Here is a 25,619-nt window from a genome sequence, read left to right on the forward strand (position 1 = left end):
TTACTCGGCTGCGTCGGGCAACTGCGCCGCGCCAGCCTCGTCGACCTTCGAGTTTTCGAGCTCGACCGAAAGGCCCAGCGAGCGCATTTCCTTGACGAGAACGTTGAAGCTCTCCGGAATGCCCGCTTCGAAGGTATCGTCGCCACGGACGATCGCTTCGTAGACCTTGGTACGACCGGCAACGTCGTCCGACTTGACCGTCAGCATTTCCTGCAGGGTGTAGGCGGCGCCGTACGCTTCGAGCGCCCAGACCTCCATTTCCCCGAAGCGCTGACCGCCGAACTGCGCCTTACCACCGAGCGGCTGCTGGGTGACGAGCGAGTACGGACCGATCGAACGGGCGTGGATCTTGTCGTCGACCAGGTGGTTGAGCTTCAACATGTAGATGTAGCCCACGGTCACCTGGCGGTCGAACTGATCGCCGGTACGGCCGTCATAGAGCGTCGACTGACCGGTCACCTTCAGACCTGCCTGCTCCAGCATCTCGTTGACGTCGGCTTCGACAGCACCGTCGAAGACCGGCGTTGCGATCGAAACGCCGCGACGGGTCTGCTCGGCCAGGCGCACGATCGACTCGTCGTCGTACTGCTTGATCGGCTCACCCTTCGGGCCCGACCCGATGACGCTGTCGATGGTGTCGCGCAGCGGCTGGATATCGGCACCTGCCTTGTAGGCGTCGAGCATCGCGCCGATCTTCTGACCCATGCCGGCGCAAGCCCAGCCAAGGTGGGTTTCGAGGATCTGGCCGACGTTCATGCGCGAAGGCACGCCGAGCGGGTTCAGAACGACGTCGACATGCGTGCCGTCTTCCAGGAACGGCATGTCTTCGATCGGTACGATACGCGACACAACGCCCTTGTTGCCGTGACGGCCGGCCATCTTGTCACCCGGCTGGATCTTGCGCTTCACAGCGACGAAGACCTTGACCATCTTCATGACGCCCGGAGGCATTTCGTCGCCGCGCTGGACCTTCTCGACCTTGTCCATGAAGCGCTGTTCGAGGCGCGACTTGGATTCGTCGTACTGGGCGCGCAGAGCTTCGATCTCGCCCTGAGCCTTTTCGTCTTCGACGGCGAACATCCACCACTGCGAGCGGGGGTATTCGCTGACGACGAGGTTCGAAAGCTCGGTGCCCTTCTTGAAGCCCTTCGGGCCGGCAACGGCCGTGTGGCCACGCAGCATGTCGACGAGACGGGCGTAGACGTTGCGGTCCAGGATCGCCTGTTCGTCGTCGCGGTCCTTGGCGAGGCGTTCGATTTCCTCGCGCTCGATCGCCATCGCGCGCTCGTCCTTCTCAACGCCGTGGCGGTTGAAGACGCGAACTTCGACGACGGTACCGAAGGTGCCCGGGGGCATGCGCATCGAGGTGTCGCGAACGTCGGAGGCCTTTTCACCGAAGATGGCACGCAGAAGTTTTTCTTCCGGCGTCATCGGGCTTTCGCCCTTCGGCGTGATCTTGCCGACGAGGATGTCACCCGGCTGAACCTCTGCACCGATATAAACGATACCGGCTTCGTCGAGGTTGCGCAGCGCTTCTTCCGAAACGTTCGGAATGTCGCGAGTGATTTCTTCCGGACCCAGCTTGGTGTCACGCGCCATCACTTCGAATTCTTCGATGTGGATGGAGGTGAACACGTCGTCGCGCACGATCCGCTCGGAGAGCAGGATCGAGTCTTCGTAGTTGTAGCCGTTCCACGGCATGAACGCGACGAGCGCGTTGCGGCCGAGAGCCAGGTCACCGAGGTCGGTCGACGGACCGTCAGCGATGATGTCGCCCTTGTTCAGGATGTCACCGACGGTGACCAGCGGGCGCTGGTTGACGCAGGTGTTCTGGTTCGAGCGCTGGAACTTCTGCAGACGGTAGATATCGACGCCCGACTTCGACGGATCGAGGTCTTCGGTGGCGCGGATAACGATACGGGTCGCGTCAACCTGGTCGACGACACCGCCACGACGGGCTGCAATAGCAGCGCCGGAGTCACGGGCAACGACCGGCTCCATGCCGGTACCGACGAACGGTGCTTCGGCGCGCAGCAGCGGCACGGCCTGACGCTGCATGTTCGAGCCCATCAGTGCGCGGTTGGCGTCGTCGTTCTCGAGGAACGGGATGAGCGCCGCTGCGACCGAAACGAGCTGCTTCGGCGAAACGTCCATCAGGTTGATGTTGTCGCGCGGCGCCAGCATAACTTCGCCGGCGTGACGGCAAACAACGAACTCTTCAGCGAACGAGCCATCGTTCTCGAGAACCGAGTTTGCCTGGGCAACGTGGTACTTCGCCTCTTCCATTGCGGAGAGATAGACGACGTCGTTCGTCACCTTGCCGTCAACGATCTTGCGGTACGGGCTTTCGATGAAGCCGTACTTGTTGACGCGGGCAAAGGTTGCAAGCGAGTTGATCAGACCGATGTTCGGGCCTTCCGGCGTTTCAATCGGGCAAATACGGCCGTAGTGGGTCGGGTGAACGTCGCGGACTTCGAAGCCGGCGCGCTCGCGGGTCAGACCACCCGGGCCAAGAGCCGAAAGACGGCGCTTGTGGGTGATTTCCGAAAGCGGGTTCACCTGGTCCATGAACTGCGACAGCTGCGAGGAGCCGAAGAACTCGCGAACGGCGGCCGCAGCCGGCTTCGCGTTGATCAGGTCCTGCGGCATGACCGTGTCGATTTCGATCGAGGACATGCGTTCCTTGATCGCGCGCTCCATGCGGAGCAGGCCGAGGCGGTACTGGTTCTCCATGAGCTCGCCGACCGAACGAACACGGCGGTTGCCGAGGTTGTCGATGTCGTCGATCTCGCCCTTGCCGTCACGCAGCTCGACGAGCATCTTGACGACAGCCAGGATGTCTTCCTTGCGCAGGATGCGCACGGTGTCGGCAACTTCGAGGTCGAGACGCATGTTCATCTTGACGCGACCGACGGCCGAGAGGTCGTAGCGCTCGGCATCGAAGAACAGCGTGTTGAACATGGCTTCCGCGGAATCCATGGTCGGCGGTTCACCCGGACGCATGACGCGGTAGATGTCGAACAGGGCGTCCTGACGGTTCTCGTTCTTGTCTACGGTCAGCGTGTTGCGGATGTAGGCGCCGACATTGATGTGGTCGATATCGAGAACCGGGATCTCGTCGAAACCAGCCGAGAGGATGACCGGAAGGGTCTTCTCGTCGATTTCGTCGCCGGCTTCGAGATAGATCTCGCCGGTGCTGTAGTTGACGACGTCTTCGGCAAGGTAGTTGCCGTAGAGGTCATCATTGGTCGCCTTGAGCGCCTTCAGGCCCTTTTCCTGCAGTTGGCGCAGCAGACGCGGGGTCAGCTTCTTGCCAGCTTCAACAACGACTTCGCCAGTGTCGGCGTCGACCATCTCGGTGATGGCCTTCTGGCCCTTAAGGGCGTCCGGCTGGAACGGCACGCGCCAGCCTTCGCCGTCGCGCTGGTAGAGCGACTTCGTGTAGAAGGTGTCGAGGATTTCCTCGCCGTCCATTCCGAGCGCCATCAGCAGCGACGTCACCGGAATCTTGCGGCGACGGTCGATACGGGCATGAACGATATCCTTGGCGTCGAACTCGATGTCGAGCCAGGAACCGCGGTAAGGAATGACACGGGCCGCAAACAGCAGCTTGCCCGACGAGTGGCTCTTGCCCTTGTCGTGGTCGAAGAACACGCCCGGCGAACGGTGCATCTGCGAAACGATGACGCGCTCGGTGCCGTTGACGATGAAGGTACCGTTGTCGGTCATGAGCGGCATGTCGCCCATGTAGACGTTCTGTTCCTTGATGTCCTTGATCGACTTCGCGCCGGTATCCTCGTCGATATCGAACACGATGAGGCGCAGCGTCACCTTGAGCGGCGCTGCGTAGGTCAGATCGCGCTGACGGCATTCTTCGACGTCGAACTTCGGCGGCTCGAATTCGTACGAAACGAATTCAAGCATCGATGCGCCCGAGAAGTCCTTGATCGGGAAAACGGACTTGAAAACAGCTTGGAGCCCTTCATCAGGGCGACCGCCCTTGGGCTCTTCAACCATCAGAAACTGGTCGTAGGATGCCTTCTGAACCTCGATGAGGTTCGGCATTTCTGCGACTTCTGGAATTTTACCAAAAAACTTGCGTACGCGCCTGCGACCGTTAAACGAAAGGGTCTGAGCCATCGTCGCTCCTTGTCAATCTTGCATCCGGGCCTGCAACGGACGGGAACCGATGGCCAGTCGACCCCGTCAATCATGAGTAGTTCAATCTCGTCCAACCAACGAAAAACGCTCAGCGCGGATTGCTGTGCTGCCTTCCGTTCGAGACCATCCTCTTGAAGAACCCATTACCCAAAAGCCGTTTTTCGACAGGCTTTTGGGTAATATGTTCTAAAAACGGTCAAAGAGAGGCGGCCTGAAAAGGCCACCTCCCCTTGCATGTAGCCGAATTACTTGACGTCAACCTTGGCGCCAGCGTCTTCGAGCTTCTTCTTGAGGTCAGCAGCTTCAGCCTTGGAAACTGCTTCCTTAACCGGCTTCGGAGCGCCTTCGACCAGGTCCTTGGCTTCCTTGAGGCCGAGGCCGGTGATGCCGCGAACTTCCTTGATGACGTTGATCTTGTTGGCGCCAGCGTCAACGAGGATAACGTCAAACTCGGTCTTTTCTTCTTCAGCAGCAGCCGGAGCAGCAGCGCCGCCAGCAGCAGCGACAGCTACCGGAGCAGCAGCCGAAACGCCCCACTTCTCTTCGAGCAGCTTGGAAAGCTCAGCAGCTTCCAGAACGGTCAGCGAGGAGAGGTCTTCAACGATCTTTGCGAGATCAGCCATTTTACTTTTCCTTTTGTTCGGTTCGAACTGGTTTTAAATACAACAGCGAAAATCCGCCTTAGGCGGCTTCGTCCTTCTTGGCATAGGCCGAGAACACGCGAGCAAGCTGGCTTGCCGGTGCCTGAACAACCGTTGCGACGCGGGTTGCCGGGGCATTGAGAAGGCCCAGCAGCTTTGCGCGCAGCTCGTCGAGCGAAGGCAGGGTCGCAAGCGACTTGACTGCTTCGGCGTTGAGCGTGGTCGTGCCCATGGCGCCACCGAGAACAACGAGCTTGTCGTTGGTCTTGGCGAAATCCATGACAACCTTAGGAGCCGTGATCGGGTCTTCGCTGTATGCGATCAGCGTCTGACCCTTGAAGAGATTGGTCATCCCTTCCGACTCGGTGCCCTGAAGAGCGATCTTGGCCAGGCGGTTTTTCGCGACTTTGACGGTGCCGCCAGCAGCGCGCATCTTCGAACGGAAGTCGTTCATCTGCGCAACTGTGACACCAGCATAGTGGGCCACGACAACCGAACCGGAAGCCTTGAAGACTTCGTTCAGCTCCGTGACGAATTCGCGTTTTTCCGCTCTTTCCACTGTCTGTCTCCAGTAGACAGGGTTGCAATAATGCAGCCCCATCGGGTTTGCCTTTGTCACCCGAGATCGAGCTCGATCCCTGATAACGCTTAAGGATCCTGTCCCTTGGCGTTCCCGGAAGAGCCGGGTCTGACACAAGGCAAGCGAGGTTCGAACCGAATTTCGACGCCTCCGGCGTCATGGCGAAATTCAGATCTTACCCGTCTCATGCAGGCCGAAGTGATTAAGGTATAACCACCCGCAATCTCGGACAGGAGTTCCGGATCGAAATCCGGATTTCCGGCCCCGAAGGGCCGGAAACTCTTTCTCGGGCCGAAGCCCGAAAATTCTTTAGGCGACGCTGAGCGTGGCCGGGTCGATCTTGAGACCCGGGCCCATGGTCGACGAAATCGCGACGCGCTTGACGTAGTTGCCCTTGGCGCCGGTCGGCTTTGCCTTGATCACGGCGTCAGCGAAAGCACGGATGTTTTCTTCCAGTGCCTTGGCGTCGAAGGACGCCTTGCCGATGCCAGCGTGAACGATACCGGCCTTCTCGACGCGGAACTCAACGGCGCCGCCCTTGGAAGCCTTGACGGCACCAGCGACATCCATCGTAACCGTGCCAACCTTCGGGTTCGGCATCATGCCACGCGGGCCGAGAACCTTACCGAGGCGACCGACGAGCGGCATCATGTCCGGGGTGGCGATGCAGCGATCGAAATCGATCTTGCCGCCCTGGACGATTTCGACAAGCTCTTCTGCGCCAACGACGTCAGCACCAGCAGCCTTGGCTTCGTCAGCCTTGGCGCCACGTGCGAAAACGGCGACGCGAACCGAGCGGCCGGTGCCGTTCGGCAGGTTGACAACGCCGCGGACCATCTGGTCAGCGTGGCGCGGGTCAACGCCGAGGTTCATCGCAACTTCGACGGTTTCGTCGAACTTGGCAGTTGCGCGTTCCTTGACCATCGAGACGGCTTCGGTAAGACCGTAGATCTTCGTCGGGTCAACGCCCTCGCGGGACTTCTGTACTCGCTTTGCAATCTTCGCCATGGTCTTAGCCTACCACTTCCAGGCCCATAGCGCGGGCAGAGCCCTCGATCATGGCCATTGCGCCTTCGATATCGGCAGCATTGAGATCCTTCATCTTGGCTTCGGCGATCGACTTGATCTGAGCCTTGGTGAGCTTGCCAGCCGAACCGCCCTTGCCGGGGGTCTTCGAGCCGGACTGGATCTTTGCTTCCTTCTTCAGGAAGTAGCTGACCGGCGGCTGCTTCATGACGAAGGTGAAGGACTTGTCCTGGTAATAGGTGATGACGACCGGGATCGGCATACCCTTTTCCATTTCCTGCGTGGCGGCATTGAACGCCTTGCAGAATTCCATGATGTTAATGCCACGCTGACCGAGCGCAGGACCGATCGGCGGAGACGGATTGGCCGCCCCAGCCTTCACCTGCAGCTTGAGCTGGCCTGCAACTTTCTTAGCCATTTCTCTCTGCCTTTCTGAAATCCCCTCGCGACGGATCGCTCCAGGGACCTGTTATGCCAGTTACCCGGCTCTTGCCGACCTCAATGGCCGGCGGCTGCGGTTGCGTGGTACGGAACATCCGACCCGGCTAAGGCCGGCATCCTTCCACGCGCATGCGGATTTCTCCGCCAGAATGGGCCTAAACCCACCCTATCCTTTTAAGGCCTTATCAGACCTTCTCGACCTGACCGTATTCCAGCTCGACCGGGGTCGCGCGGCCGAAGATCGAAACTTCGACCTTGAGGCGCGAACGCTCTTCGTCGACATCCTGAACGACGCCGTTGAACGAGGCGAACGGACCGTCGGAGACGCGAACCTGCTCGCCGATCTCGAACGAGACCGAAGGCTTCGGACGCTCGACGCCATCCTGGACCTGACCGAGGATGCGCTCGGCTTCATGGTCCGGAATCGGAACCGGCTTGCTGTCGGTACCGAGGAAACCGGTTACCTTCGGCGTGTTCTTGATGAGATGGAAAGCCTCATCCGTCAGGTTGGCGCGAACCAGAACGTAGCCCGGGAAGAACTTGCGCTCGGCGTCGACCTTGCGGCCGCGACGCACTTCGACAACCTTCTCGGTCGGCACGAGAATCTTCTCGAACAGATGCTCGAGACCCTTCTGCTTGGCCTTTTCCTCGATCGATTCAGCGACCTTCTTTTCGAAGTTCGAATAGGCGTGAACAATGTACCAGCGCGCAGCCATACTAGCCTCCACCCAATCAAGCGCCAACGTTGAGGATGAGGCCGATCGCCCAACCCATCAACTGGTCCGCAGCAAAGAAGAAGGCAGCGGCAAAAAAGACCATGACAAAGACCATCAACGTCGAGATCATCGTCTCGCGCCGAGAGGGCCAAGTCACTTTCGACGTTTCAGAGCGAACCTGCTGCAGAAACGTTACCGGATTCGTTTTGGATGCCATGTAATGCTCACGCCATTACGGCGCGTAAAGCCGATGATTCAGCCCCACGCACCGCGTGTCTGTTTGGACCTTACATAAAGACCGATTCTAAAAACCACAAGAGCCAATCAGTCTTTTCTGTGAATTTCGTCGACCGGCTAACCGATCCTTAAACTTACTCTGCCGAACCCTCAGCTCTTATGCAAGCCTGGAGAGAATGGCAGGGGCAGAGGGGCTCGAACCCCCGACCTGCGGTTTTGGAGACCGCCGCTCTACCAACTGAGCTATACCCCTATTCGGCTGCGTGCCCGTTCAACAACGTCTCGCCGCCTCAAGTCAGCGGCTTCATATTCAGTTTGCCGGAGGATGACAAGCACCTTTCAACGCCGATCCGAAAAAATCCGCATTCAATCGCATCTATCCCCTGCCCTGCCGGCCGCAGTGCCCCACAAAGAAAGGCAAGTCATTGCCTCGCCACTCAGAAATGGTCGCGGCGCTGCGGGCATTCGCTATCCTGCCAGAAGCTCCTCACCGGAATCGATTCGCATGTCGCGCATCACGCTGGTCGAATATGATCCTCTCTGGCCGTCGCTCTTTGAGGCGCGGGCGCTTTCCATCACCGCCCTGCTCTCGCCTTTCGTCCGCGAGATCCACCACATCGGAAGCACGGCGATACCCGGACTGGCCGCGAAGCCGAAGATCGATATCGATGCGGTGGTAGAGGACGTAGCGGAGCTGCCGGAGCTCAGCGATCGCCTCTGCAACGCTGGCTACACCTTTCACGGCGACCCGCACGCAAGCGGCCTGTGGACGTTTACTATGGCGACGCTTGCCTATGGCACGCGGCTCTATCTCTGTGGAGACGACAACGCCGCCCATGCGGCACGTCTAGTGCTCAGGGACCGGCTGCGTGACGCTCCCGAACTCGCCAGCCGCTACGAAGCCCTGAAGCGGCAACTCGCAGAGCAGGCCAATGGCGATTGGGATATCTACACCCACGGCAAGCGCGCCTTCATCGACGAAGTCCTGGCGACAACCGAAATGAAAAAGGCCCCGCCGTTGCCGGCGGGGCCTCTCTACTGATCTGAAATCAGTCGATTACTCGACGATCGAGGCAACGATGCCTGCGCCGACGGTACGGCCGCCTTCGCGGATTGCGAAGCGCAGCTTTTCTTCCATCGCGATCGGAACGATCAGCTCAACGGCAACGGTGACGTTGTCGCCCGGCATAACCATTTCCGTGCCTTCCGGCAGCGTCACGATGCCCGTCACGTCCGTCGTGCGGAAGTAGAACTGCGGACGGTAGTTGGTGAAGAACGGCGTATGACGGCCGCCTTCTTCCTTCGTCAGGATGTAGGCTTCAGCCATGAACTTCTTGTGCGGCTTGACCGAACCCGGCTTGCACAGGATCTGGCCACGCTCGACGCCGTCACGGTTAACACCACGGATCAGCGCGCCGATGTTGTCGCCGGCCTGGCCCTGGTCGAGCAGCTTGCGGAACATTTCAACGCCCGTAACCGTCGTCTTCGACGTGTCGCGGATGCCGACGATTTCGACTTCTTCGCCGACCTTGACGATGCCGCGCTCAACGCGACCGGTCACAACCGTACCACGGCCCGAGATCGAGAACACGTCTTCGATCGGCATCAGGAACGGCTGGTCGATCGGACGCTCAGGCGTCGGGATGTAGGCGTCAACAGCTGCCATCAGCTCGCGGATCGCGTCTTCGCCGATCTTCTTGTCCGAATCTTCCAGAGCAGCAAGAGCCGAGCCCTTGATGATCGGAATGTCATCGCCCGGGAATTCGTAGGACGACAGAAGTTCGCGAACTTCCAGTTCGACGAGCTCGAGAAGCTCGGCGTCGTCAACCTGGTCGACCTTGTTGAGGAACACGACGATTGCCGGAACGCCAACCTGACGAGCGAGCAGGATGTGCTCGCGGGTCTGCGGCATCGGGCCGTCAGCAGCCGAGCAAACCAGGATCGCGCCGTCCATCTGCGCTGCACCGGTGATCATGTTCTTGACGTAGTCGGCGTGGCCGGGGCAGTCAACGTGAGCGTAGTGACGGTTCGGCGTCTCATACTCAACGTGCGCCGTCGAAATCGTGATACCACGGGCCTTTTCTTCCGGAGCAGCGTCGATCTGGTCGTACGCCTTGAACTCGCCGAAGTACTTCGTGATCGCTGCGGTCAGCGACGTCTTGCCATGGTCAACGTGGCCAATCGTGCCAATGTTAACGTGCGGCTTGTTGCGCTCAAATTTGCTCTTTGCCATGGGTACGTTTCCTGTGGTCAAGTATGAATAATGATCAGCCGGCAGGGCCGGTTTGTGGAGCCGTTTAAGGGTTTCAGGGGATTTGCGCAAGACTTAATTGCGCGCGCCCGGACCGGCCGCCGCTGGCCTTTTCCTGCCGATATATAAGAAGCGCGCGACGCCGCTACAAGATTCGATGCTATCGAGCTACGAATCGCAGCCGCAGCAAAACATTCAAACGCTTAGCGATGAACGTTAACTTTCTACATTAATTCGAAAAGAAGGAGCAAGCCGCTATTGGAGCGGGTAGCGGGAATCGAACCCGCGTATTCAGCTTGGAAGGCTGCTGCTCTACCATTGAGCTATACCCGCGGGCCTTCGATCCAGAAGCAGAATGGTGGAGGGAGTTGGATTTGAACCAACGTAGGCTGAGCCAACGGATTTACAGTCCGTCCCCTTTAACCACTCGGGCATCCCTCCATTATTCTGTCGGGATCTTTCGACCAAGCATTTGAGATCGTGAGACAACCAGCGACTTGGCCGTGCCGCTCTCGATCTGTGGCCGGGTATATGACTGCCCCGTTTCGTCCTGTCAACACGGGTCAGCGGAAAATTTCCGATTTTCTCCACAGCCGTAAAAAAGGGACCCGACGCTGAAAACCGTTTCGCCCCGCGTGCAACCTCTCTATAAGACGCCAATGAGCAAAGATCGCACCGGCGACAAGAGCGCCAAGGACACCCATTACGCCAACCTTCGGCGCGCGCATCGCGACGCCAAGCGGGAACGTGGCGAAATCCCCACGCCAAGAGAGGACAAGCGCCGAAAGGCGCCGGCCGACTGGAAGCCGCAGCCGCTCTCGCCCGAGCAAGTTCTACTCTATGGCCTGCACACGGTTCGCGCGGCGCTGGACAATCCGGCGCGCGAGGTCATCCGTCTCAGCGTTACGCCGAACGCGGCCGCCCGTCTGGAACTCGGCGAGCTTTCGGCCCTGCCCTTCCCGGTCGAAACGGTGACGCCGCAGGATCTCGACAAGATTCTCGGTCCCGACGCGATCCACCAGGGCGTGATGCTCGAGACCCGCCCGCTGCCGCATCGCCGGCTCGAGGCTCTGCGCGACTGCCCGCTGATTCTCGTGCTCGACCAGGTGACCGATCCGCACAATGTCGGCGCCATCATGCGCTCGGCTGTCGCCTTCGATGCCGGCGCGCTGATCACCACCATGCGCCACAGCCCGACCGAATCGGGCGTGCTCGCCAAGTCGGCCTCCGGCGCGCTTGAGATGATCCCCTATATCCAGATCACCAACCTTGGCGATGCCATCGAGGAACTGCATCGGCTGGGCTTCCAGACGATCGGCCTTGATTCGGAAGGGCCGCAGCCGCTGGAAGGGACATTCAGCGGCGAAAAGATCGCCCTCGTTCTCGGCTCCGAGGGCAAGGGGCTTAGGCAGAAGACCCGCTCGATCGTCAACGATCTTGCCCGGCTCGACATGCCCGGCGCGATAAAGTCGCTGAACGTATCGAACGCAGCGGCGATCGCGATGTATGCGGCGCGCCAGCATCTGAAGCGCTGACATCACCAGGCGTTCCGGGCCGCCTCACCGCAAAGCGCGGCGGCCCTCCGCAGCTCACAGACAACGGCGCCAAAGCCGAGGCGGTAACGCGAAATAGCGCCTGTGGAAATTTCCGCACCGGTGGGATCGCGGAGCGCTGCGCCGTGCAGTTTCGAAAAAGATCGGAATGAGGACGGCAAGCCGCTCTTCTGCGTCAGAAACGGATCGATTGCTCCGCAAGGCTACCCGGTGTGCTCATGCCAGCCGTAGGGCAGCCTTCACGCAGTTTCTTCCAGGTCGTGACGTTGAGGTTCATCTCGCAGCGCGCGAGATAGGCGTTGCCGTCGACACGCAGGCAAGCGACCTGCCCAAGTTCGTATTTGGAACCGTCTCGATTGCGGCAGGTGCAGCCATGATCCGGCGGCGCAGCAAAGGTCACTTCGGCGGCGAGCAAAAAGGCCACCGCAGCGGTCATGCCCCAAAGGATCGCCCGCCCGTCCATCATGAGGGCATTATAAAGCAGATATCGATGTTCGAAAACGGACAATGCCGGCTGCTTGCGCAACCGGCACCGTCCGCACGTGGGGCATACGCCCCTCCCACCGGATCACCTCGGTGATCCGCTGAATTTGGTCTTAGCTCGCCAGGCGAAGCACGCTGCCTTCCGAGATGGTCTTTTCGGCCTCGGCGATCGCAAACTGCTTGCTGTCGGCGCTGAGGTTCAGGCCTTCGGCGCGCACGAATTCGACATCGGTGATGCCAAGGAAGCCGAAGACCGTCTTCAGGTAAGATTCCTGGTGATCCATGACGGCTGCCGGGCCGGCGGAGTAGTGGCCGCCGCGGGTCGAGGCGACGATAATCTTCTTGCCCTTGGCGAGGCCTTCCGGACCATTCTCGGTGTAACGGAAAGTCTTGCCGGAGACGGCGATGCGATCGATCCAGGCCTTCAGCTGGCTCGGAATGCCGAAGTTGTACATCGGAGCGCCGATGATGACGGTGTCGGCGGCGAGGAATTCTTCCAGCATGTCGCGGCCAAGCTTGACGTCGGCAGCGAGACCCGCGTCGACGCCTTCGAGGTCGGCCGGGGCCATGATCTGGGCGCCGGTCAGATGGGGCAGCGAGCTGGCAGCGAGGTCGCGATAGGTCACCTGCGCATCCGGGCGGTCAGCCTTGACCTGCGCGGCAAGGGCGGCCGTCAGACGGCGGGAAACCGAGTGGTCGCCAAGGATACCGGAGTCGATATGAAGAACGTTCATGGGAACACCTTTGTGTTTACGTTGCGGTGATCCACATATGAGGGGAAAACAATGGCCCGATAAGCCAGCGGATATTTGACATACTGTTTCCAGACGGAAACAATCATACCCATCATCCGCACCTCGGAGACAGGACAATGCAGGATCTGAACGACCTCGGGCTTTTTGCCGCCGTCGTGCGAAACAACGGCTTCAGTGCTGCGGCACGGGACCTCAATATACCCAAATCCAAGCTCAGCAAACATGTGGCCCGCCTCGAGGAGCAGCTCGGTGTGCGGTTGCTGGAGCGCTCGACCCGCAAGCTGCGTGTCACCGATATCGGCCGGGTCTTCTATGAGCATTGCCAGAGCCTTCTCGACGGGGTGGCTGCCGCCGAAGCCGAGATCGCCGCCGTGCGCGCGGAGCCCTCGGGCACGGTGCGGCTCGCCTGCCCGCTCGGTTTCACCCCTATGCTTGCCGACATCCTGCCGGCGTTTCACCGCCGCTACCCCGGCGTCCGGCTGCTGATCACCGCCACCAACCGTCGCATCGATCTGATAGAAGAGCGGGTCGACGTGGCGCTGCGCGCCCGCGGGCAGCTCGATACGGACAACCAACTCATCATCCGCAAGTTCGGCGAGGTTCGCGAGCGGCTTGCAGCCAGCCCCACCTTCCTCGCCCGCGCCGGCGAGATCACGATCGAGAACCTCAGCCAGCAGGCGACGCTGTCGATGAACGAACAGCACCCGACCGATGTCTGGCGGCTGGTTTCGATCGATGGCAACACGACGGAAATCACCCATCGTCCGATCGTCGGCTGCAGCGATTTCCTGATTCTCGAACGCGCCGCGATCGAAGGGATGGGGGTCGCCCTCTTGCCTGACCATATCTGCGAGCGCGCTTTCCGCGCCGGCGTCCTTGCACCGGTGCTGCCGGAATGGACGTCGAACGACGTCGTCGTGCACCTCGTCTTCCCGTCCCGCCAGGGCATGTTGCCGGCGACCCGGGCGCTGATCGACTATCTCGCCGAAAACCTGCTCAACGCCCTGCAGAAATGCCGCGAGGTTCCGGTGCGCATGGGACCGTCCTTCGACATCTGATGCCGCCGCGCTGCGGCTTTTCCGATCAGCAGCGGCAGATCATCAGCACGTCGCCGTCGGGATCGCGAATCGTGAACCATTGCCCGGACTGCACCGGCGTCACGATCTCGAGACGCACGGAGAGCGCCGGACCAAGCGATGCGGGAGCCGGTGATCGATCGAGCGTTGACCGCTTACTCCGACCAAGGCTCCGCATCTCATCGGCGGCAAAACTCGCCGCCGTCAGCAAGCTCGGCAAAAGACTTGGCGCCGACGTCATATCGATAGGCAATCACCTCCACTGTGCAGGCGTCCGTCGATCGCGCGCAAGCCTCCATCGAAACGCAGAGATGGTCGTTAGCACCCCAGACCTTCGCAGGGGGATTGTCATAGATGCCTTCGTAGATCGTCTGCGTCCGCTTGCCGCCGTCACGCCACTCAACCACGATCTCCGAACGAAAGTGGTCATAACCGATGTTGCTGTATCCCACGGAATAGCGGACCGCCCCCAAACCGGAAACTTGGGTCGCGCCCGAACTCATCTCCGCCCAATCGGATCCCTCCTGCGCGTTGGCAGGGCTCCAGACGACAAACCCACAAAGCAGAACGACCGCCCATCTGACCGGCGCCAGTGCCGCGGGGTTGGTAAGGCTGCTTTTGGCGGCAGCCGAAAGAACGTGTTCGATGACCAAGACCTTTCCAAGAGAGCCAGCTGACGAATGCTCGTCCTCCGTTCATCGGCGCTGGAGAAACAATCGGCGGTGGCCGAAACCACTGATTCCCTATATTTCAGGAGGATGAGAACTCTTGGAAGACTGATCATCTCCGCCGTCCTGGCGTTCCTTGTAAGCCTTATCGTCGCGGGGCTGTTCCTACCCGTCTACGGCATATTCGAGGGCGGGCCGTACAACTGCCTGAAGGATGGCATTGCGGTATGCATCGCCGGCATACCGCTGAGCGCGCTGATCTATGGGCCGCTATTTTCGATTGCCGGCGTTCTGATCGGCACACCAGTGTTCATGGCCATCTTTGCGATGCGTGACTAACTGCTCGCTTTGCGCCGACGGTATACCCGCGGCAACACGCCGAACCTGAAATTCCGGCTCGAATAGCCGCCAAAAATTCGGAAAAAACAATGGGGAAGAAATGAAGTGGTGCCCCCAGAGAGACTCGAACTCCCGACCTACTGATTACAAATCAGCCGCTCTACCAACTGAGCTATAAGGGCACTTGCTTTGGTGGGAGTTACCATAATCTCATGTGGTGTAAAGCAAAATTGCGAATTCTCCCAATTTTTCAGATGCGTTCGGTTCCGGGCCATGCCAGAAACGATAGAGAGAGATTGCCGCTGGCGGCGCATAACATATCGAGCGGACTAGAGTTTCATGGCCCGAACGTTCACTTCCCTAGCCTTTCTCGCCTCGTCCGCGGAAGAGGCACAAAAGGCTGCGGCTGATCTCAAGGCGATCTATGGCGACCATGATCCGTCGAAGGCCGACGTGATCGTCGCGCTTGGCGGCGACGGCTTCATGCTGCAGACGCTGCATCAGACCATGAACAGCGGCAAGCTGGTCTACGGCATGAACCGTGGCTCGGTCGGGTTCCTGATGAACCGCTACAGCACCGAGAACCTGACTGACCGCATCTGCCAGGCAGTCGAGAACGCGTTTCATCCGCTGGAGATGCAGACGACCGACGTCTATGGCGAGAGCTTCACGGCACTTGCGATCAACGAGGTCTACCTTTTCCGCCAGTCCTACCAGGCGGCGAAGCTCCGCGTCCTGATCGATGGCAAGACAAGGCTGGAGGAGTTGACCTGCGACGGCCTGCTGGTCGCCACCCCTGCCGGCTCCACCGCCTACAATCTCTCCGCCCACGGGCCGATCCTGCCGCTCGAGGCCCCGCTTCTGGCGATGACCCCGGTCAGTGCCTTTCGCCCGCGCCGCTGGCGTGGCGCGCTTCTGCCGAACCATGTCACAGTCGAGATCGAAATCCTTGAGGCCGACAAGCGGCCGGTAAACGCGGTGGCCGACCATCAGGAAGTGAAGTCCGTGGTCAAGGTGAAGATCGCCGAATCGGAAAACATGACGGCGCGCATCCTCTCGGATCCCGATCATTCCTGGTCGGATCGCATCCTCGCCGAGCAGTTTTCGAACTGAGCGCACGTTCTCCGCGCGACCTATGGTATCATCATGCCGGCCAGGCTTCCGCCGGCCCGCAGCAAACGGCAACCGAGCCGCCGCCTTAAGGACGACGACCCAATGCACAGATCCGCCCTCCTCGCGCTGTTCCTGTTTCTCAGCAGTGCCGGCGCCAAGGCTCAGGATGCCAACATCGTTCCGCCTGAGGCGACCTTCGTGACCAGCACCGGCTACTGGGAGGAAAGCGGAGAGCCGCTTTCATCCCTCGATCCGAACGCGGCCGCCGAGAAGCCGGGCGACGCCCGGCGCGGTTACTACAAGCTGATCGCGCTTCGCCAGGCGGATGGAACCGCCCAGATCCATCTGCAGCAGGTGGCAGCGACCTCGGCCGGCCCTGTGGTGATTTCGTCGGCGGAACTCGAAGAATTCTCCGCGCTCAAGGCCTACGTCACCGACATCCGCCCGGAGACCTCGACCGGCGTCACCGCGCAGCCCGGCATGTTTGCGACCGTCTATCTGAAGACGGACCCGTCGGTGAGAGAGCCTGAGAGCTGGACCGTGCTCATCGACGATCTCGGCGACATCAAGATCGAGCGTGCCTCCAACTGAGCAAAAGCAAGGGCCGGATGCGAACACCCGGCCCTCTTCAATTGCACTGGTGCAGACCGCTGTCTGCCTTAGTTCAGATCATCCACGACGGCATCCGCGCCGCCGCTGACGCGGTGCGCAAGGGCGGCCTCCATGAACTCGTTGAGTTCGCCGTCGAGAACGTCGCCCGGTGCCGTGCTTTCAACGCCGGTGCGCATGTCCTTGACCAGCTGATAGGGCTGCAGAACGTAGGAGCGGATCTGGTGGCCCCAGCCGATGTCGGTCTTCGACGCGGCTTCGGCGTTGGCGGCCTCTTCCCGCTTCTTCAGTTCGGCCTCGTAGAGGCGCGCACGCAACATGTCCCAGGCCTTCGCCCGGTTCTTGTGCTGCGAACGTTCCTGCTGGCACTGCACGACGATGCCCGACGGGATGTGCGTGATGCGCACGGCCGAGTCGGTCGTGTTGACGTGCTGACCGCCGGCGCCCGACGAGCGGTAGGTGTCGATACGGCAATCGCTCTCGTTGATGTCGATCTGGATCGAATCATCGACGACCGGGTAGACCCAGATCGAGGAGAACGAGGTGTGGCGGCGCGCGTTGCTGTCGTAGGGCGAGATGCGAACCAGGCGGTGCACGCCAGATTCGGTCTTCAGCCAGCCATAGGCATTGTGGCCCTTGACGAGCAGCGTCGCAGACTTGATGCCGGCCTCTTCGCCGTCCTGGATTTCCATAAGCTCGACCTTGTACCCCTGGCGCTCGGACCAGCGGGTGTACATGCGCAAAAGCATGTTGGCCCAGTCCTGGCTTTCGGTACCGCCGGCACCCGAATGCACTTCGAGATAGGTATCGTTCTGATCCGCCTCGCCCGAGAGCATGGCTTCGACCTGCTTCTTCGCCGCTTCGTTTCTGAGATCCCGCAACGCCTGTTCGGCGTCAGCGATGATGGCGGCGTCGCCCTCTTCCTCGCCGAGTTCGATGAGTTCGATGTTGTCATTGAGTTGCTGCTCGAAACGGCGCAGGCCATTGATGCCGTCATCGAGTTGCTGGCGCTCGCGCATCAGCTTCTGCGCTTCCGAAGCGTCGTTCCAAAGCGCCGGATCTTCCGCTTTGTTGTTCAACCAGTCCAGTCGTCTTACCGCCTGATCCCAGTCAAAGATGCCTCCTCAGCAGGCTTATGGCCTGCTTGATTTCGTCGACAATGTTCTCGATTTCGCTGCGCATGATCCTGCTTCTTGTGAACCGATAGGAAAGTGAGCGTCAAATAGCGATGCCCACCGCTGATGTAAAGGCGGCGGGCATCGCGTGAAGGGGATAAGGATTAGAACAGGCCGTTGGAACCGGAGGTCACTGCCTGGTTCGCCTGCGGCGAGTTCTTGAGGATCTCTTCTGGCGGCACGTACTGGTCAAGACCGCCGATGACCGAGAAGGTGTCGGCCGGGCCGGTGCCGGGCTTGAAGGCCTCGATGATCGTGTCCGGCTCGCCCTCTTGGGCGGCCATGCCGGTCTTGCGGTTGACGGCGACCATGCTCATGCCCTCGGGCACGACGAACTTGCTCGGGCGCGTGCCCTTCACCGCTTCTGTCATGAAGTCGTTGAAGATCGGCACGGCGAGGCTGCCGCCGGTCGCGCCGCGGCCAAGCGGGGCCGGGTTGTCGAAGCCGAGATAGAGGCCTGCAACCATGTCCGGCGTGTAGCCGACGAACCAGGCGTCCTTTTCGTCATTGGTGGTACCGGTCTTGCCGGCAACCGGACGATCGAGCTTGATCTTGCCGGCAGCCGTGCCGCGCAGCACCACGCCCTCCATCATCGATGTGATCTGGTAGGAGGTCATCGGATCGAGAACCTGCTCGCGGTTGTCGGTGAGAACCGGTTCTTCCTGGCTCTGCCAATCGCCGGCGTTGCAGTTGTCGCAGGTGCGGTCCTCGTGACGGAAGATCGTCTTGCCGTAGCGGTCCTGAATACGGTCGATCAGCGACGGCTTGATCTGCTTGCCGCCGTTGGCGAGCACGGAATAGGCCGAGACCATGCGCAGAACAGTCGTTTCGCCCGAGCCCAGCGACATCGCAAGCAGCGGCGGCATCTTGTCGTAGATGCCGAAGCGCTCGGCATATTCGGCGACAAGGTTCATGCCCATGTCGTTGGCAAGGCGAACCGTCATCAGGTTACGCGACTTCTCGATGCCGAGACGCAGCGTCGACGGACCGGCCGAGCCGCCGCCGTAGTTTTCCGGGCGCCAGACCTGGCCACCAGCGACGATCTCGATCGGCGCGTCGAGAATGACCGATGCAGGCGTATAACCGTTGTCGAGGGCGGCCGCGTAGACGAAGGGCTTGAACGACGAACCCGGCTGGCGCATCGCCTGCGTCGCGCGGTTGAATTCCGACTGGCCATAGGAGAAGCCGCCGACCATCGCCAGAACGCGGCCGGTCTGCGGGTCCATGGCGACGAGGCCACCCTGCACCTTCGGCGGCTGGCGCAGGCGGTATTCGCCCTTCTCCGGCAGTGGCTCGACATAGATGACGTCGCCGGCGCCGAAGACGCCTTCAGGCGATTTCGCCGACTTGCGGTCGCCGCTGGCGGAACGGTAGGCCCACTGCATGTTCTTGGCGGAGATATGCCCGGTGACACGCTCGGCGACAATCTTGCCCGAGGCTTCCTTCTCCGGCTGAATGCCGATCTCGGCGCCCTGTCCATCGACGGAGAGAACAACGGCAAGCTTCCACTCCGGCACGTCGTTGAAGGCAACGACAGCGCCCAGCGGCTCGCCCCAATCGCCACCGATTTCGATCGACTTGACCGGGCCGTGGAAGCCGCGACGCTCGTCGTAGCTGAGCAGACCCGCCTGCAGCGCCTTGCGCGCGGCGATCTGCAGCCGCGGATCGAGCGAGGTGCGAACCGACAGGCCGCCTTCATAGAGGGCGTTGTCGCCGTATTTCTGGATGATCTGCCGGCGGACTTCCTCGGCGAAGAAGTCGGAGGCGAAGAGATGCGCCCCGCCGCGACGCGGGTTGACACCGAGCGGCTGCTTCTTGGCTTCTTCGCCATCGGCCTTGGTGACGTAGCCGTTCTCGACCATGCGGTCGATTACCCAGTTGCGGCGCTCAAGCGCCGCTTCGGTCTTGCGGAACGGATGATAGTTGGCCGGGCCCTTCGGAAGGGCTGCGAGATAGGCGGTCTCGGCAATGGTAAGCTCAGTCACAGACTTATCGAAATAGGTCAGCGCCGCACCGGCTATGCCGTAGGAATTCAGGCCGAAGAAGATTTCGTTGAGATAGAGTTCGAGAATGCGGTCCTTGGTGTAGGCCTGCTCGATGCGGAAGGAGAGAATTGCTTCCTTGACCTTGCGGTCGATCGTCTGGTCTGACGAGAGCAGGAAGTTCTTGGCCACCTGCTGCGTGATCGTCGAGGCGCCGACCGGGCGACGGCCGGAGCCGAAGTTCTGCAGGTTCACTGCGATGGCGCGCGCAAGACCGGTGATGTCAACGCCCGGGTGCTGATAGAAGTTCTTGTCTTCAGCCGAGATGAAGGCCGCCTTGACGCGATCCGGGATGGCCTGGATCGGCAGATAGAGACGCCGCTCGCGGGCATATTCCGCCATCAGCGCGCCGTTGCCGGCGTGGAAGCGCGTGGTCACCGGCGGCGAATACTTCGCCAGAACCTCGTAATCCGGCAGGTCCTTGGTGACGACACCAAGATAGAGCGCCACGGCCCCGGCCACACCCAGCAGCAGAAACGCGCCAATCCCGAAGAAATATCCAATCAGCCTGATCATCAGTCAGATACCGGTACCTTAATTATCGTCCAATTGCCGAACCGCCCGACTGACAGTCCATGCTCTGTCCTGCCGGCTTCTATACAGCGGGCCGACCAAACTCTCTCACGAGAAATCGTCTGGCGTCGCAACGCCCCACCTAGCCCGGCTCCTCATATGGCGGGGAACTCCGGGCTTCAACTCGTTTCTCAACAAATCCGGGCGCAATTCCGGTTAGGTCCCGGATTGTGCGTAAAATAGGGCTGTTATGCGATAATCCCGTGCGCATCCCGTTGAAAAGCATAGCGCTGTTACCGGGGCGACACAAATCACTTCGTTCCCGGGCCTGCCTTCAAGCGTCAGCCGCCGCTGGCGATGGCCTGCTCGCGGTATCGCTGAACAGCGACCGCAAGACGCTCTGAAACCTTCTTGCGCCACTCCGGATCCAGCAGCAGTTTTTCGTCCTCTTTGTTCGACAGGAAGCCCAGTTCAAGCAGGATCGAGGGCACGTCCGGCGCCTGCAGCACGCGGAAGCCGGCAAAACGGTGCGGATTGTTGATGAGATTGATCTGGCCCTCGAAGGACGTAACGACGGCGCGCGCCATGTTGACCGAGAAGGCCTGCGTCTCGCGACGCGTCAGATCGATCAGGATGTCGGCCACTTCCGCCGGCTCGCTCTGAAGCGGCACGCCGGCAATTTCGTCGGACAAATTCTCGCGGGCTGCAAGGCTTGCAGCCAGATGGTCGGAGGCCTTGTCGGAGATGGTATAGACCGTCGCGCCGCGGATGTCCTTCTGGCGCAGCGCGTCCGCATGAAGCGAAATGAAGAGATGGGCGCCCTTGTTGCGGGCGATCTGTACGCGCTGGGGAAGCGAGAGGAAGACGTCCTTGTCGCGGGTGAGGAAAGCCTCGATCCCGGCGCCCTTGTTCAGGGCCTCGACGAGATCTTTCGCGAAGGCGAGCGTTACATGCTTCTCCTCCGTCTTCGTTTCGCCGGCGAGCGCACCGGTATCGATGCCTCCATGGCCCGCATCGATCGCGATGATGAATGGCCCGCCTTCCCTCGTGGGAGCGACGGCAACCGGCCTGTCGGTCTTGGCGGCGGCGACCGATCCGGTCCACTGCTGTTCACCGAGAAGCGCATCGAAGCGCGCCTGGTCGACGCGCTCGGCATCGAGCACGAGCCGGTAGCCCTTGCCCCCCTCTTCCGCGACGACTTCCGCATGGGTTACCGCCACGGGGCCTTTCGCCGAAAGAACGATGCGGGAGTTGCCCGCCCCCATGCCGCCGTAGCGGATCGCATCGAAGAGGCCGCGCGGTTCAAGGCTGTCCGCCTTGAGGCCGAAGGCCGTTTCCGGCAGGTCGACCACGACGCGAACGGGATCGGCTACGTAGTGCAGGGAGAATTCCGGTTTGCGATCGAACTCGACGACGACGCGCGTGCGTGCATCGTCACCGGCGATCCGCGCAGCAAAGGCGAGCAAAGGCCCCGGCTCGGCGGCAACAGCCGCCGGCACGTTCAAAAGAAGACCGCCGGCAAGCAGCGATGCTCCGAGCAGAAGCCTGCCCGTGCGCGACATCAACGACAACAGCGAACCACGCATACAAACCGCCAAAGGCCTCACCTCGGGCTCTCCACCACTTTCTCAGAAAACCAAACAGCAGCCGACGCACGGCTGCTGGACGCACAGGTCGATCAATGAACCCTTATGGTTAACCAATGCTTGACAATGATCATCTTCCCCGCCCCGCCGGGACAATCGATTTACCGTTTATCGAGCTACTCCACGTGGACAAGCGAATCGATCATTATTGTGGCGGCACGGGCTTTTCCCTTGCCAATGTGACATAGAAAACATAAAAGCGTCACAAGGAGAAAGTGTTGACGGGATAGAACAGTCGACCGGGCAGCCGGAGCTTCTCCAAAGCTTGGCGCCAGGGTGCGGTCGAACCGGATTGACCGGTTAACTTATCGCAATTCCGCGGTCGCAAGTGTTCATCCGCCGTCGCTGCATTTCCTCCCCGTACACTGGATCGCAAATTTCCGGCGGTGGCCGGAGTTCTTGATGGTGATTTTTCACCGACGCCCGCAAGCGGGCGCATTCATCGGGTCTTCATGAGACCTTGGACATTGGCATTCTTGTTTGGTCATTGATGTTGACTCAGCAGTATCGGTCAGAAGTAGCGCGGCCCCGGGACACACATGTTCCGGCTGTCGTCTGGCTGCTGCACCATCGCCTGCGCCAAACAGGAACTTTCATATCCGGCGCACCTTCCGACGTGTTTGGCAGTCTTCCTAAGGAAGCAGGTCTGTCTCCCGTTCCGCTGGCGCGCCGAGGAGCACAGCTTAGATGGCAGAGAAAATGCTTATCGATGCGTCTCATTCAGAAGAGACGCGCGTCGTTGTCGTTCGCGGGAACCGCATAGAAGAGTTCGACTTCGAGTCGGAACATAAGAAGCAGATCCGCGGCAATATCTATCTGGCGAAGGTCACCCGGGTGGAGCCCTCGCTCCAGGCCGCCTTCGTCGACTACGGCGGCAACCGCCACGGATTCCTGGCTTTCGCCGAAATCCATCCCGACTACTACCAGATCCCGCTCGCCGATCGTCAGGCGCTCTTGAAGGCCGAAGCCGAAGAAGCGCGGCGTGACGACGACATCGAGCATGTCGAGACCGCCCCTGCCCCGGCAAGCGAACTTTCCGTTCCCGTAGACCTCGAAGTCGTCGCGGAAACTGAAGCCGAGCCGGTCGCAGCCGTCGCTGACGCCGCACCGGTCGTCGAAGAGGAAGCGCCGGCCGAAAAGCCGAAGGCGAAGCCGAAGCGCACCCGCAAGACCAAGGCCAAGGCCGCTGAAGAAGCCGCTGCTGCATCGACCGATGGCGACGAGAGCAATGGCGGCGAAATGGCTGCCATGGTCGATACCGACGCCATTTCCGAGGATGTCGACAGCCGCCGTCGCCATGACGACGACGATGATGACGACGACAGTCACGACGGCGAAAAGGAAATCATCGAATCCGTCGGCGCCGAAGACGCCATGGAAGAAGTTCCGGATCGCCAGGTTCGCAAGCCGCGCAAGCAGTACCGCATCCAGGAAGTCATCAAGCGCCGCCAGATCCTGCTGGTTCAGGTCGCCAAGGAAGAGCGCGGCAACAAGGGCGCAGCGCTGACGACCTACCTGTCGCTCGCCGGTCGCTACTCGGTGCTGATGCCGAACACCGCACGTGGCGGCGGCATCTCCCGCAAGATCACCAATCTGCAGGACCGCAAGCGCCTGAAGGAAATCGCCCGCGGCCTCGAAGTGCCGCAGGGCATGGGCGTGATCCTGCGCACCGCCGGTGCCAACCGCACCAAGGTCGAGATCAAGCGCGACTTCGAGTATCTGATGCGCCTGTGGGAAAACGTCCGCACGCTGACGCTGAATTCCACGGCCCCCTGCCTCGTCTATGAAGAAGGCAGCCTGATCAAGCGCTCGATCCGCGACCTCTACAACAAGGACATCAGCGAGATCATCGTTTCCGGTGAGGAAGGCTACAAGGAAGCCAAGGGCTTCATGAAGATGCTGATGCCCAGCCACGCCAAGGTGGTTCAGCCTTACCGTGACGTGCATCCGATCTTCTCGCGCTCCGGCATCGAAGCGCAGCTCGACCGCATGCTGCAGCCGCAGGTAACGCTGAAGTCCGGTGGCTACATCATCATCAACCAGACCGAAGCCCTGGTTTCGATCGACGTCAACTCCGGCCGTTCGACGCGCGAGCACTCGATCGAAGACACCGCTCTCCAGACGAACCTGGAAGCGGCGGAAGAAGTGGCACGCCAGCTCCGCCTGCGCGACCTTGCCGGCCTCGTCGTCATCGACTTCATCGACATGGAAGAAAAGCGGAACAACCGCTCGGTCGAGAAGCGTCTGAAGGATTGCCTGAAGAACGATCGCGCCCGGATCCAGGTCGGCCGTATCTCGCATTTCGGCCTGCTCGAAATGTCGCGCCAGCGCATTCGCGCCTCGGTGCTCGAATCGACGATGCAGACCTGCCCGCACTGCAACGGCACGGGTCACGTCCGCTCGCAGTCTTCGGTTGCACTGCACGTCTTGCGCGGCATCGAGGAACACCTGCTGAAGAACACGACGCACGACATCACCGTGCGCACCATCCCGGATATCGCGCTCTACCTGCTCAATCAGAAGCGCGGCACGATCATGGACTACGAAGCCCGCTTCGGCGTTTCGATCATCATCGAGGCTGATGCCCATGTCGGCGCACAGCACTTCGCGATCGATCGTGGCGAGCCGGTCGAAAATCCGGTCAAGATCGAACAGCTGCTGCACTTCGAGCCGGAAGAGGAAGAAGACGACGTCGTGATCGAAGAGGATCTCGACGAGGAAGAAGCAGAAGAAATTGCCGGCGAACAGCGGCAGGAACAGCCGAAGGCTGCTGCCCAGTCCGACGATCAGAACGGACGCAAGCGCAAGCGCCGTCGCCGCCGGCGCGGCAAGGGCGGCCAGCAGGCCGAAGGCAGCGCTCTCCAGGTCTCCGAATCGGCAGGCGATGCCGACGACGGTTCCGATGAGGACGAAGGCGATGACGAGGGCGTCGATGCAGACGCCACGACCGCCGATGGCGATCAGAAGCGCAAGCGCCGCCGCCGCGGCAAGCGTGGCGGCCGCCGCAACCGTCCGGAAGGCGAAGGTGAAGGCGAGGGCCAGCTTGAAGCCGGTGCCGATGCGGAAGCCGGCGACGATGGCGCAGAAGAAGCCGAAACCGTAGAGGCACCGGCCGCTGCGGCCGAGGTCGAAGTGGCTGTCGCGGTTGAGGAAACGGCTGTGGTTGCCGAAGAAGCCGAGGTGGCGGACGTAAAGCCTGCCAAGCCGAAGCGCACCCGCAAGAAGGCCGTCAAGGCTGAAGAACCGACAGTAAGCGTCGACGAAGTTGCTCAGGCAGTGATCGAAGACCAGCCTGCGGTTGCCGACCCGGCCGTCGAAGCGGTGGAAGAGGCTGCGGCCGACCTTGCCGAAACCAAGCCTGTGCGTGCGAACCGCGACCTCTCGAAAATCGCTTCCGAACCGGTGGTGACGTCGAGCGCGACGAAGCCCGAAGAGGAAGAGCCGGGCAAGCCCAAAAAGGGCGGCTGGTGGCAGCGCCGCGGCTTCTTCTAAGAAGCCGCGCGGCCAGCGCCAAACTCTGAAAACACGAAAGGCCCGGAGCGATCCGGGCCTTTTCCTTTGGGCGGATGGCAGAAGGGACTTGCCCCTGCCTGC

At 60.9% G+C, this 25,619-nt stretch carries 21 protein-coding genes and 4 tRNA genes; 7 read left to right on the forward strand and 18 right to left on the reverse strand.

From position 1 onward, the window contains the following. The 8 genes from rpoB to OVA00_RS31575 form a co-directional block, all read right to left on the reverse strand. The gene (rpoB, locus tag OVA00_RS31540) at positions 1-4,140 is read right to left on the reverse strand and encodes a DNA-directed RNA polymerase subunit beta (protein WP_034795492.1); all 4,140 of its coding nucleotides are present in this window, start codon (positions 4,138-4,140) and stop codon (positions 1-3) included. 266 nt (positions 4,141-4,406) lie between these two features. Beyond that, positions 4,407-4,784, reverse strand: a complete 378-nt coding sequence (gene rplL / locus OVA00_RS31545) for a 50S ribosomal protein L7/L12 (RefSeq protein ID WP_034795489.1) — start codon at positions 4,782-4,784, stop codon at positions 4,407-4,409. Positions 4,785-4,842: 58 nt separating this feature from the next. Beyond that, positions 4,843-5,361: a 50S ribosomal protein L10 gene (gene rplJ, locus OVA00_RS31550; RefSeq protein ID WP_034795485.1), complete on the reverse strand. Its 519-nt coding sequence runs from the start codon at positions 5,359-5,361 to the stop codon at positions 4,843-4,845. A gap of 330 nt (positions 5,362-5,691) precedes the next feature. Further along, positions 5,692-6,390: a 50S ribosomal protein L1 gene (gene rplA / locus OVA00_RS31555; RefSeq protein WP_034795482.1), complete on the reverse strand. Its 699-nt coding sequence runs from the start codon at positions 6,388-6,390 to the stop codon at positions 5,692-5,694. A gap of 4 nt (positions 6,391-6,394) precedes the next feature. Next, positions 6,395-6,826: a 50S ribosomal protein L11 gene (gene rplK / locus OVA00_RS31560; RefSeq protein ID WP_034795479.1), complete on the reverse strand. Its 432-nt coding sequence runs from the start codon at positions 6,824-6,826 to the stop codon at positions 6,395-6,397. Between the two features lie 208 nt (positions 6,827-7,034). Next, positions 7,035-7,565: a transcription termination/antitermination protein NusG gene (nusG, locus tag OVA00_RS31565; RefSeq protein ID WP_034795476.1), complete on the reverse strand. Its 531-nt coding sequence runs from the start codon at positions 7,563-7,565 to the stop codon at positions 7,035-7,037. Between the two features lie 16 nt (positions 7,566-7,581). Continuing rightward, positions 7,582-7,782, reverse strand: coding sequence for a preprotein translocase subunit SecE (gene secE, locus OVA00_RS31570; protein WP_034795473.1), 201 nt, complete (start codon positions 7,780-7,782; stop codon positions 7,582-7,584). 197 nt (positions 7,783-7,979) lie between these two features. Next, positions 7,980-8,055 (reverse strand) — tRNA-Trp (locus OVA00_RS31575). Positions 8,056-8,307: 252 nt separating this feature from the next. Between OVA00_RS31575 and OVA00_RS31580 the strand changes: the two genes are divergently transcribed. Further along, the gene (locus OVA00_RS31580) at positions 8,308-8,844 is read left to right on the forward strand and encodes a GrpB family protein (protein ID WP_162770745.1); all 537 of its coding nucleotides are present in this window, start codon (positions 8,308-8,310) and stop codon (positions 8,842-8,844) included. A gap of 15 nt (positions 8,845-8,859) precedes the next feature. Here the strand turns inward: OVA00_RS31580 and tuf are convergent, their stop codons facing one another. From tuf to OVA00_RS31595, 3 genes are all read right to left on the reverse strand, one after another. Next, complete coding sequence (tuf, locus tag OVA00_RS31585; protein ID WP_034795467.1) at positions 8,860-10,035, reverse strand: elongation factor Tu; 1,176 nt, start codon at positions 10,033-10,035, stop codon at positions 8,860-8,862. A 277-nt stretch (positions 10,036-10,312) separates the two neighbouring features. Beyond that, positions 10,313-10,386, reverse strand: a tRNA-Gly gene (locus tag OVA00_RS31590). Between the two features lie 23 nt (positions 10,387-10,409). Next, positions 10,410-10,494 (reverse strand) — tRNA-Tyr (locus OVA00_RS31595). A 218-nt stretch (positions 10,495-10,712) separates the two neighbouring features. Here OVA00_RS31595 and OVA00_RS31600 point away from each other — a divergent pair. Next, positions 10,713-11,588: a TrmH family RNA methyltransferase gene (locus tag OVA00_RS31600; protein WP_060583574.1), complete on the forward strand. Its 876-nt coding sequence runs from the start codon at positions 10,713-10,715 to the stop codon at positions 11,586-11,588. Between the two features lie 193 nt (positions 11,589-11,781). On the opposite strand, the gene OVA00_RS31605 is transcribed toward OVA00_RS31600, so the two are convergent. Continuing rightward, a complete protein-coding gene (locus OVA00_RS31605) occupies positions 11,782-12,072 on the reverse strand; it encodes a hypothetical protein (RefSeq protein WP_113554562.1) in 291 nt (96 codons plus the stop codon). Between the two features lie 130 nt (positions 12,073-12,202). After that, the gene (locus OVA00_RS31610; protein ID WP_034795463.1) at positions 12,203-12,823 is read right to left on the reverse strand and encodes an FMN-dependent NADH-azoreductase; all 621 of its coding nucleotides are present in this window, start codon (positions 12,821-12,823) and stop codon (positions 12,203-12,205) included. Positions 12,824-12,960: 137 nt separating this feature from the next. On the opposite strand from OVA00_RS31610, the gene OVA00_RS31615 reads away from it, so the two are divergent. Continuing rightward, positions 12,961-13,902, forward strand: coding sequence for a LysR family transcriptional regulator (locus OVA00_RS31615; protein WP_034795460.1), 942 nt, complete (start codon positions 12,961-12,963; stop codon positions 13,900-13,902). Between the two features lie 197 nt (positions 13,903-14,099). Here the strand turns inward: OVA00_RS31615 and OVA00_RS31620 are convergent, their stop codons facing one another. Next, positions 14,100-14,573, reverse strand: a complete 474-nt coding sequence (locus tag OVA00_RS31620) for a hypothetical protein (RefSeq protein ID WP_210187431.1) — start codon at positions 14,571-14,573, stop codon at positions 14,100-14,102. A 27-nt stretch (positions 14,574-14,600) separates the two neighbouring features. On the opposite strand from OVA00_RS31620, the gene OVA00_RS31625 reads away from it, so the two are divergent. Next, the gene (locus OVA00_RS31625) at positions 14,601-14,927 is read left to right on the forward strand and encodes a hypothetical protein (RefSeq protein ID WP_200949988.1); all 327 of its coding nucleotides are present in this window, start codon (positions 14,601-14,603) and stop codon (positions 14,925-14,927) included. 106 nt (positions 14,928-15,033) lie between these two features. Here the strand turns inward: OVA00_RS31625 and OVA00_RS31630 are convergent. Beyond that, positions 15,034-15,109 (reverse strand) — tRNA-Thr (locus OVA00_RS31630). Positions 15,110-15,266: 157 nt separating this feature from the next. Between OVA00_RS31630 and OVA00_RS31635 the strand changes: the two genes are divergently transcribed. Both OVA00_RS31635 and OVA00_RS31640 read left to right on the forward strand, forming a co-directional pair. Next, complete coding sequence (locus tag OVA00_RS31635; protein WP_034795458.1) at positions 15,267-16,040, forward strand: NAD kinase; 774 nt, start codon at positions 15,267-15,269, stop codon at positions 16,038-16,040. A 102-nt stretch (positions 16,041-16,142) separates the two neighbouring features. Beyond that, positions 16,143-16,631 (forward strand): hypothetical protein, encoded by a 489-nt coding sequence (locus OVA00_RS31640; protein WP_060606539.1) that lies wholly within the window; start codon positions 16,143-16,145, stop codon positions 16,629-16,631. A gap of 68 nt (positions 16,632-16,699) precedes the next feature. Here OVA00_RS31640 and prfB read toward each other — a convergent pair. The 3 genes from prfB to OVA00_RS31655 form a co-directional block, all read right to left on the reverse strand. Continuing rightward, a protein-coding gene (prfB, locus tag OVA00_RS31645; RefSeq protein ID WP_112771310.1) for a peptide chain release factor 2 occupies positions 16,700-17,831 on the reverse strand; the annotation gives its coding sequence in 2 pieces (ribosomal slippage) (positions 16,700-17,761 and positions 17,763-17,831; 1,131 coding nt in all). 97 nt (positions 17,832-17,928) lie between these two features. Beyond that, positions 17,929-20,382 carry a penicillin-binding protein 1A gene (locus OVA00_RS31650; RefSeq protein WP_034795452.1) on the reverse strand — a complete coding sequence of 818 codons (2,454 nt, stop codon included), beginning with the start codon at positions 20,380-20,382 and terminating at the stop codon, positions 17,929-17,931. 338 nt (positions 20,383-20,720) lie between these two features. Further along, a complete protein-coding gene (locus OVA00_RS31655; RefSeq protein ID WP_051659335.1) occupies positions 20,721-21,941 on the reverse strand; it encodes an N-acetylmuramoyl-L-alanine amidase in 1,221 nt (406 codons plus the stop codon). 771 nt (positions 21,942-22,712) lie between these two features. On the opposite strand from OVA00_RS31655, the gene OVA00_RS31660 reads away from it, so the two are divergent. Beyond that, a complete protein-coding gene (locus tag OVA00_RS31660; RefSeq protein WP_268090305.1) occupies positions 22,713-25,517 on the forward strand; it encodes an Rne/Rng family ribonuclease in 2,805 nt (934 codons plus the stop codon). The last annotated feature ends 102 nt before the right edge of the window (positions 25,518-25,619 follow it).

Source organism: Ensifer sp. SL37 (assembly GCF_026672675.1).
GTDB classification, from domain to species: domain Bacteria; phylum Pseudomonadota; class Alphaproteobacteria; order Rhizobiales; family Rhizobiaceae; genus Ensifer; species Ensifer adhaerens.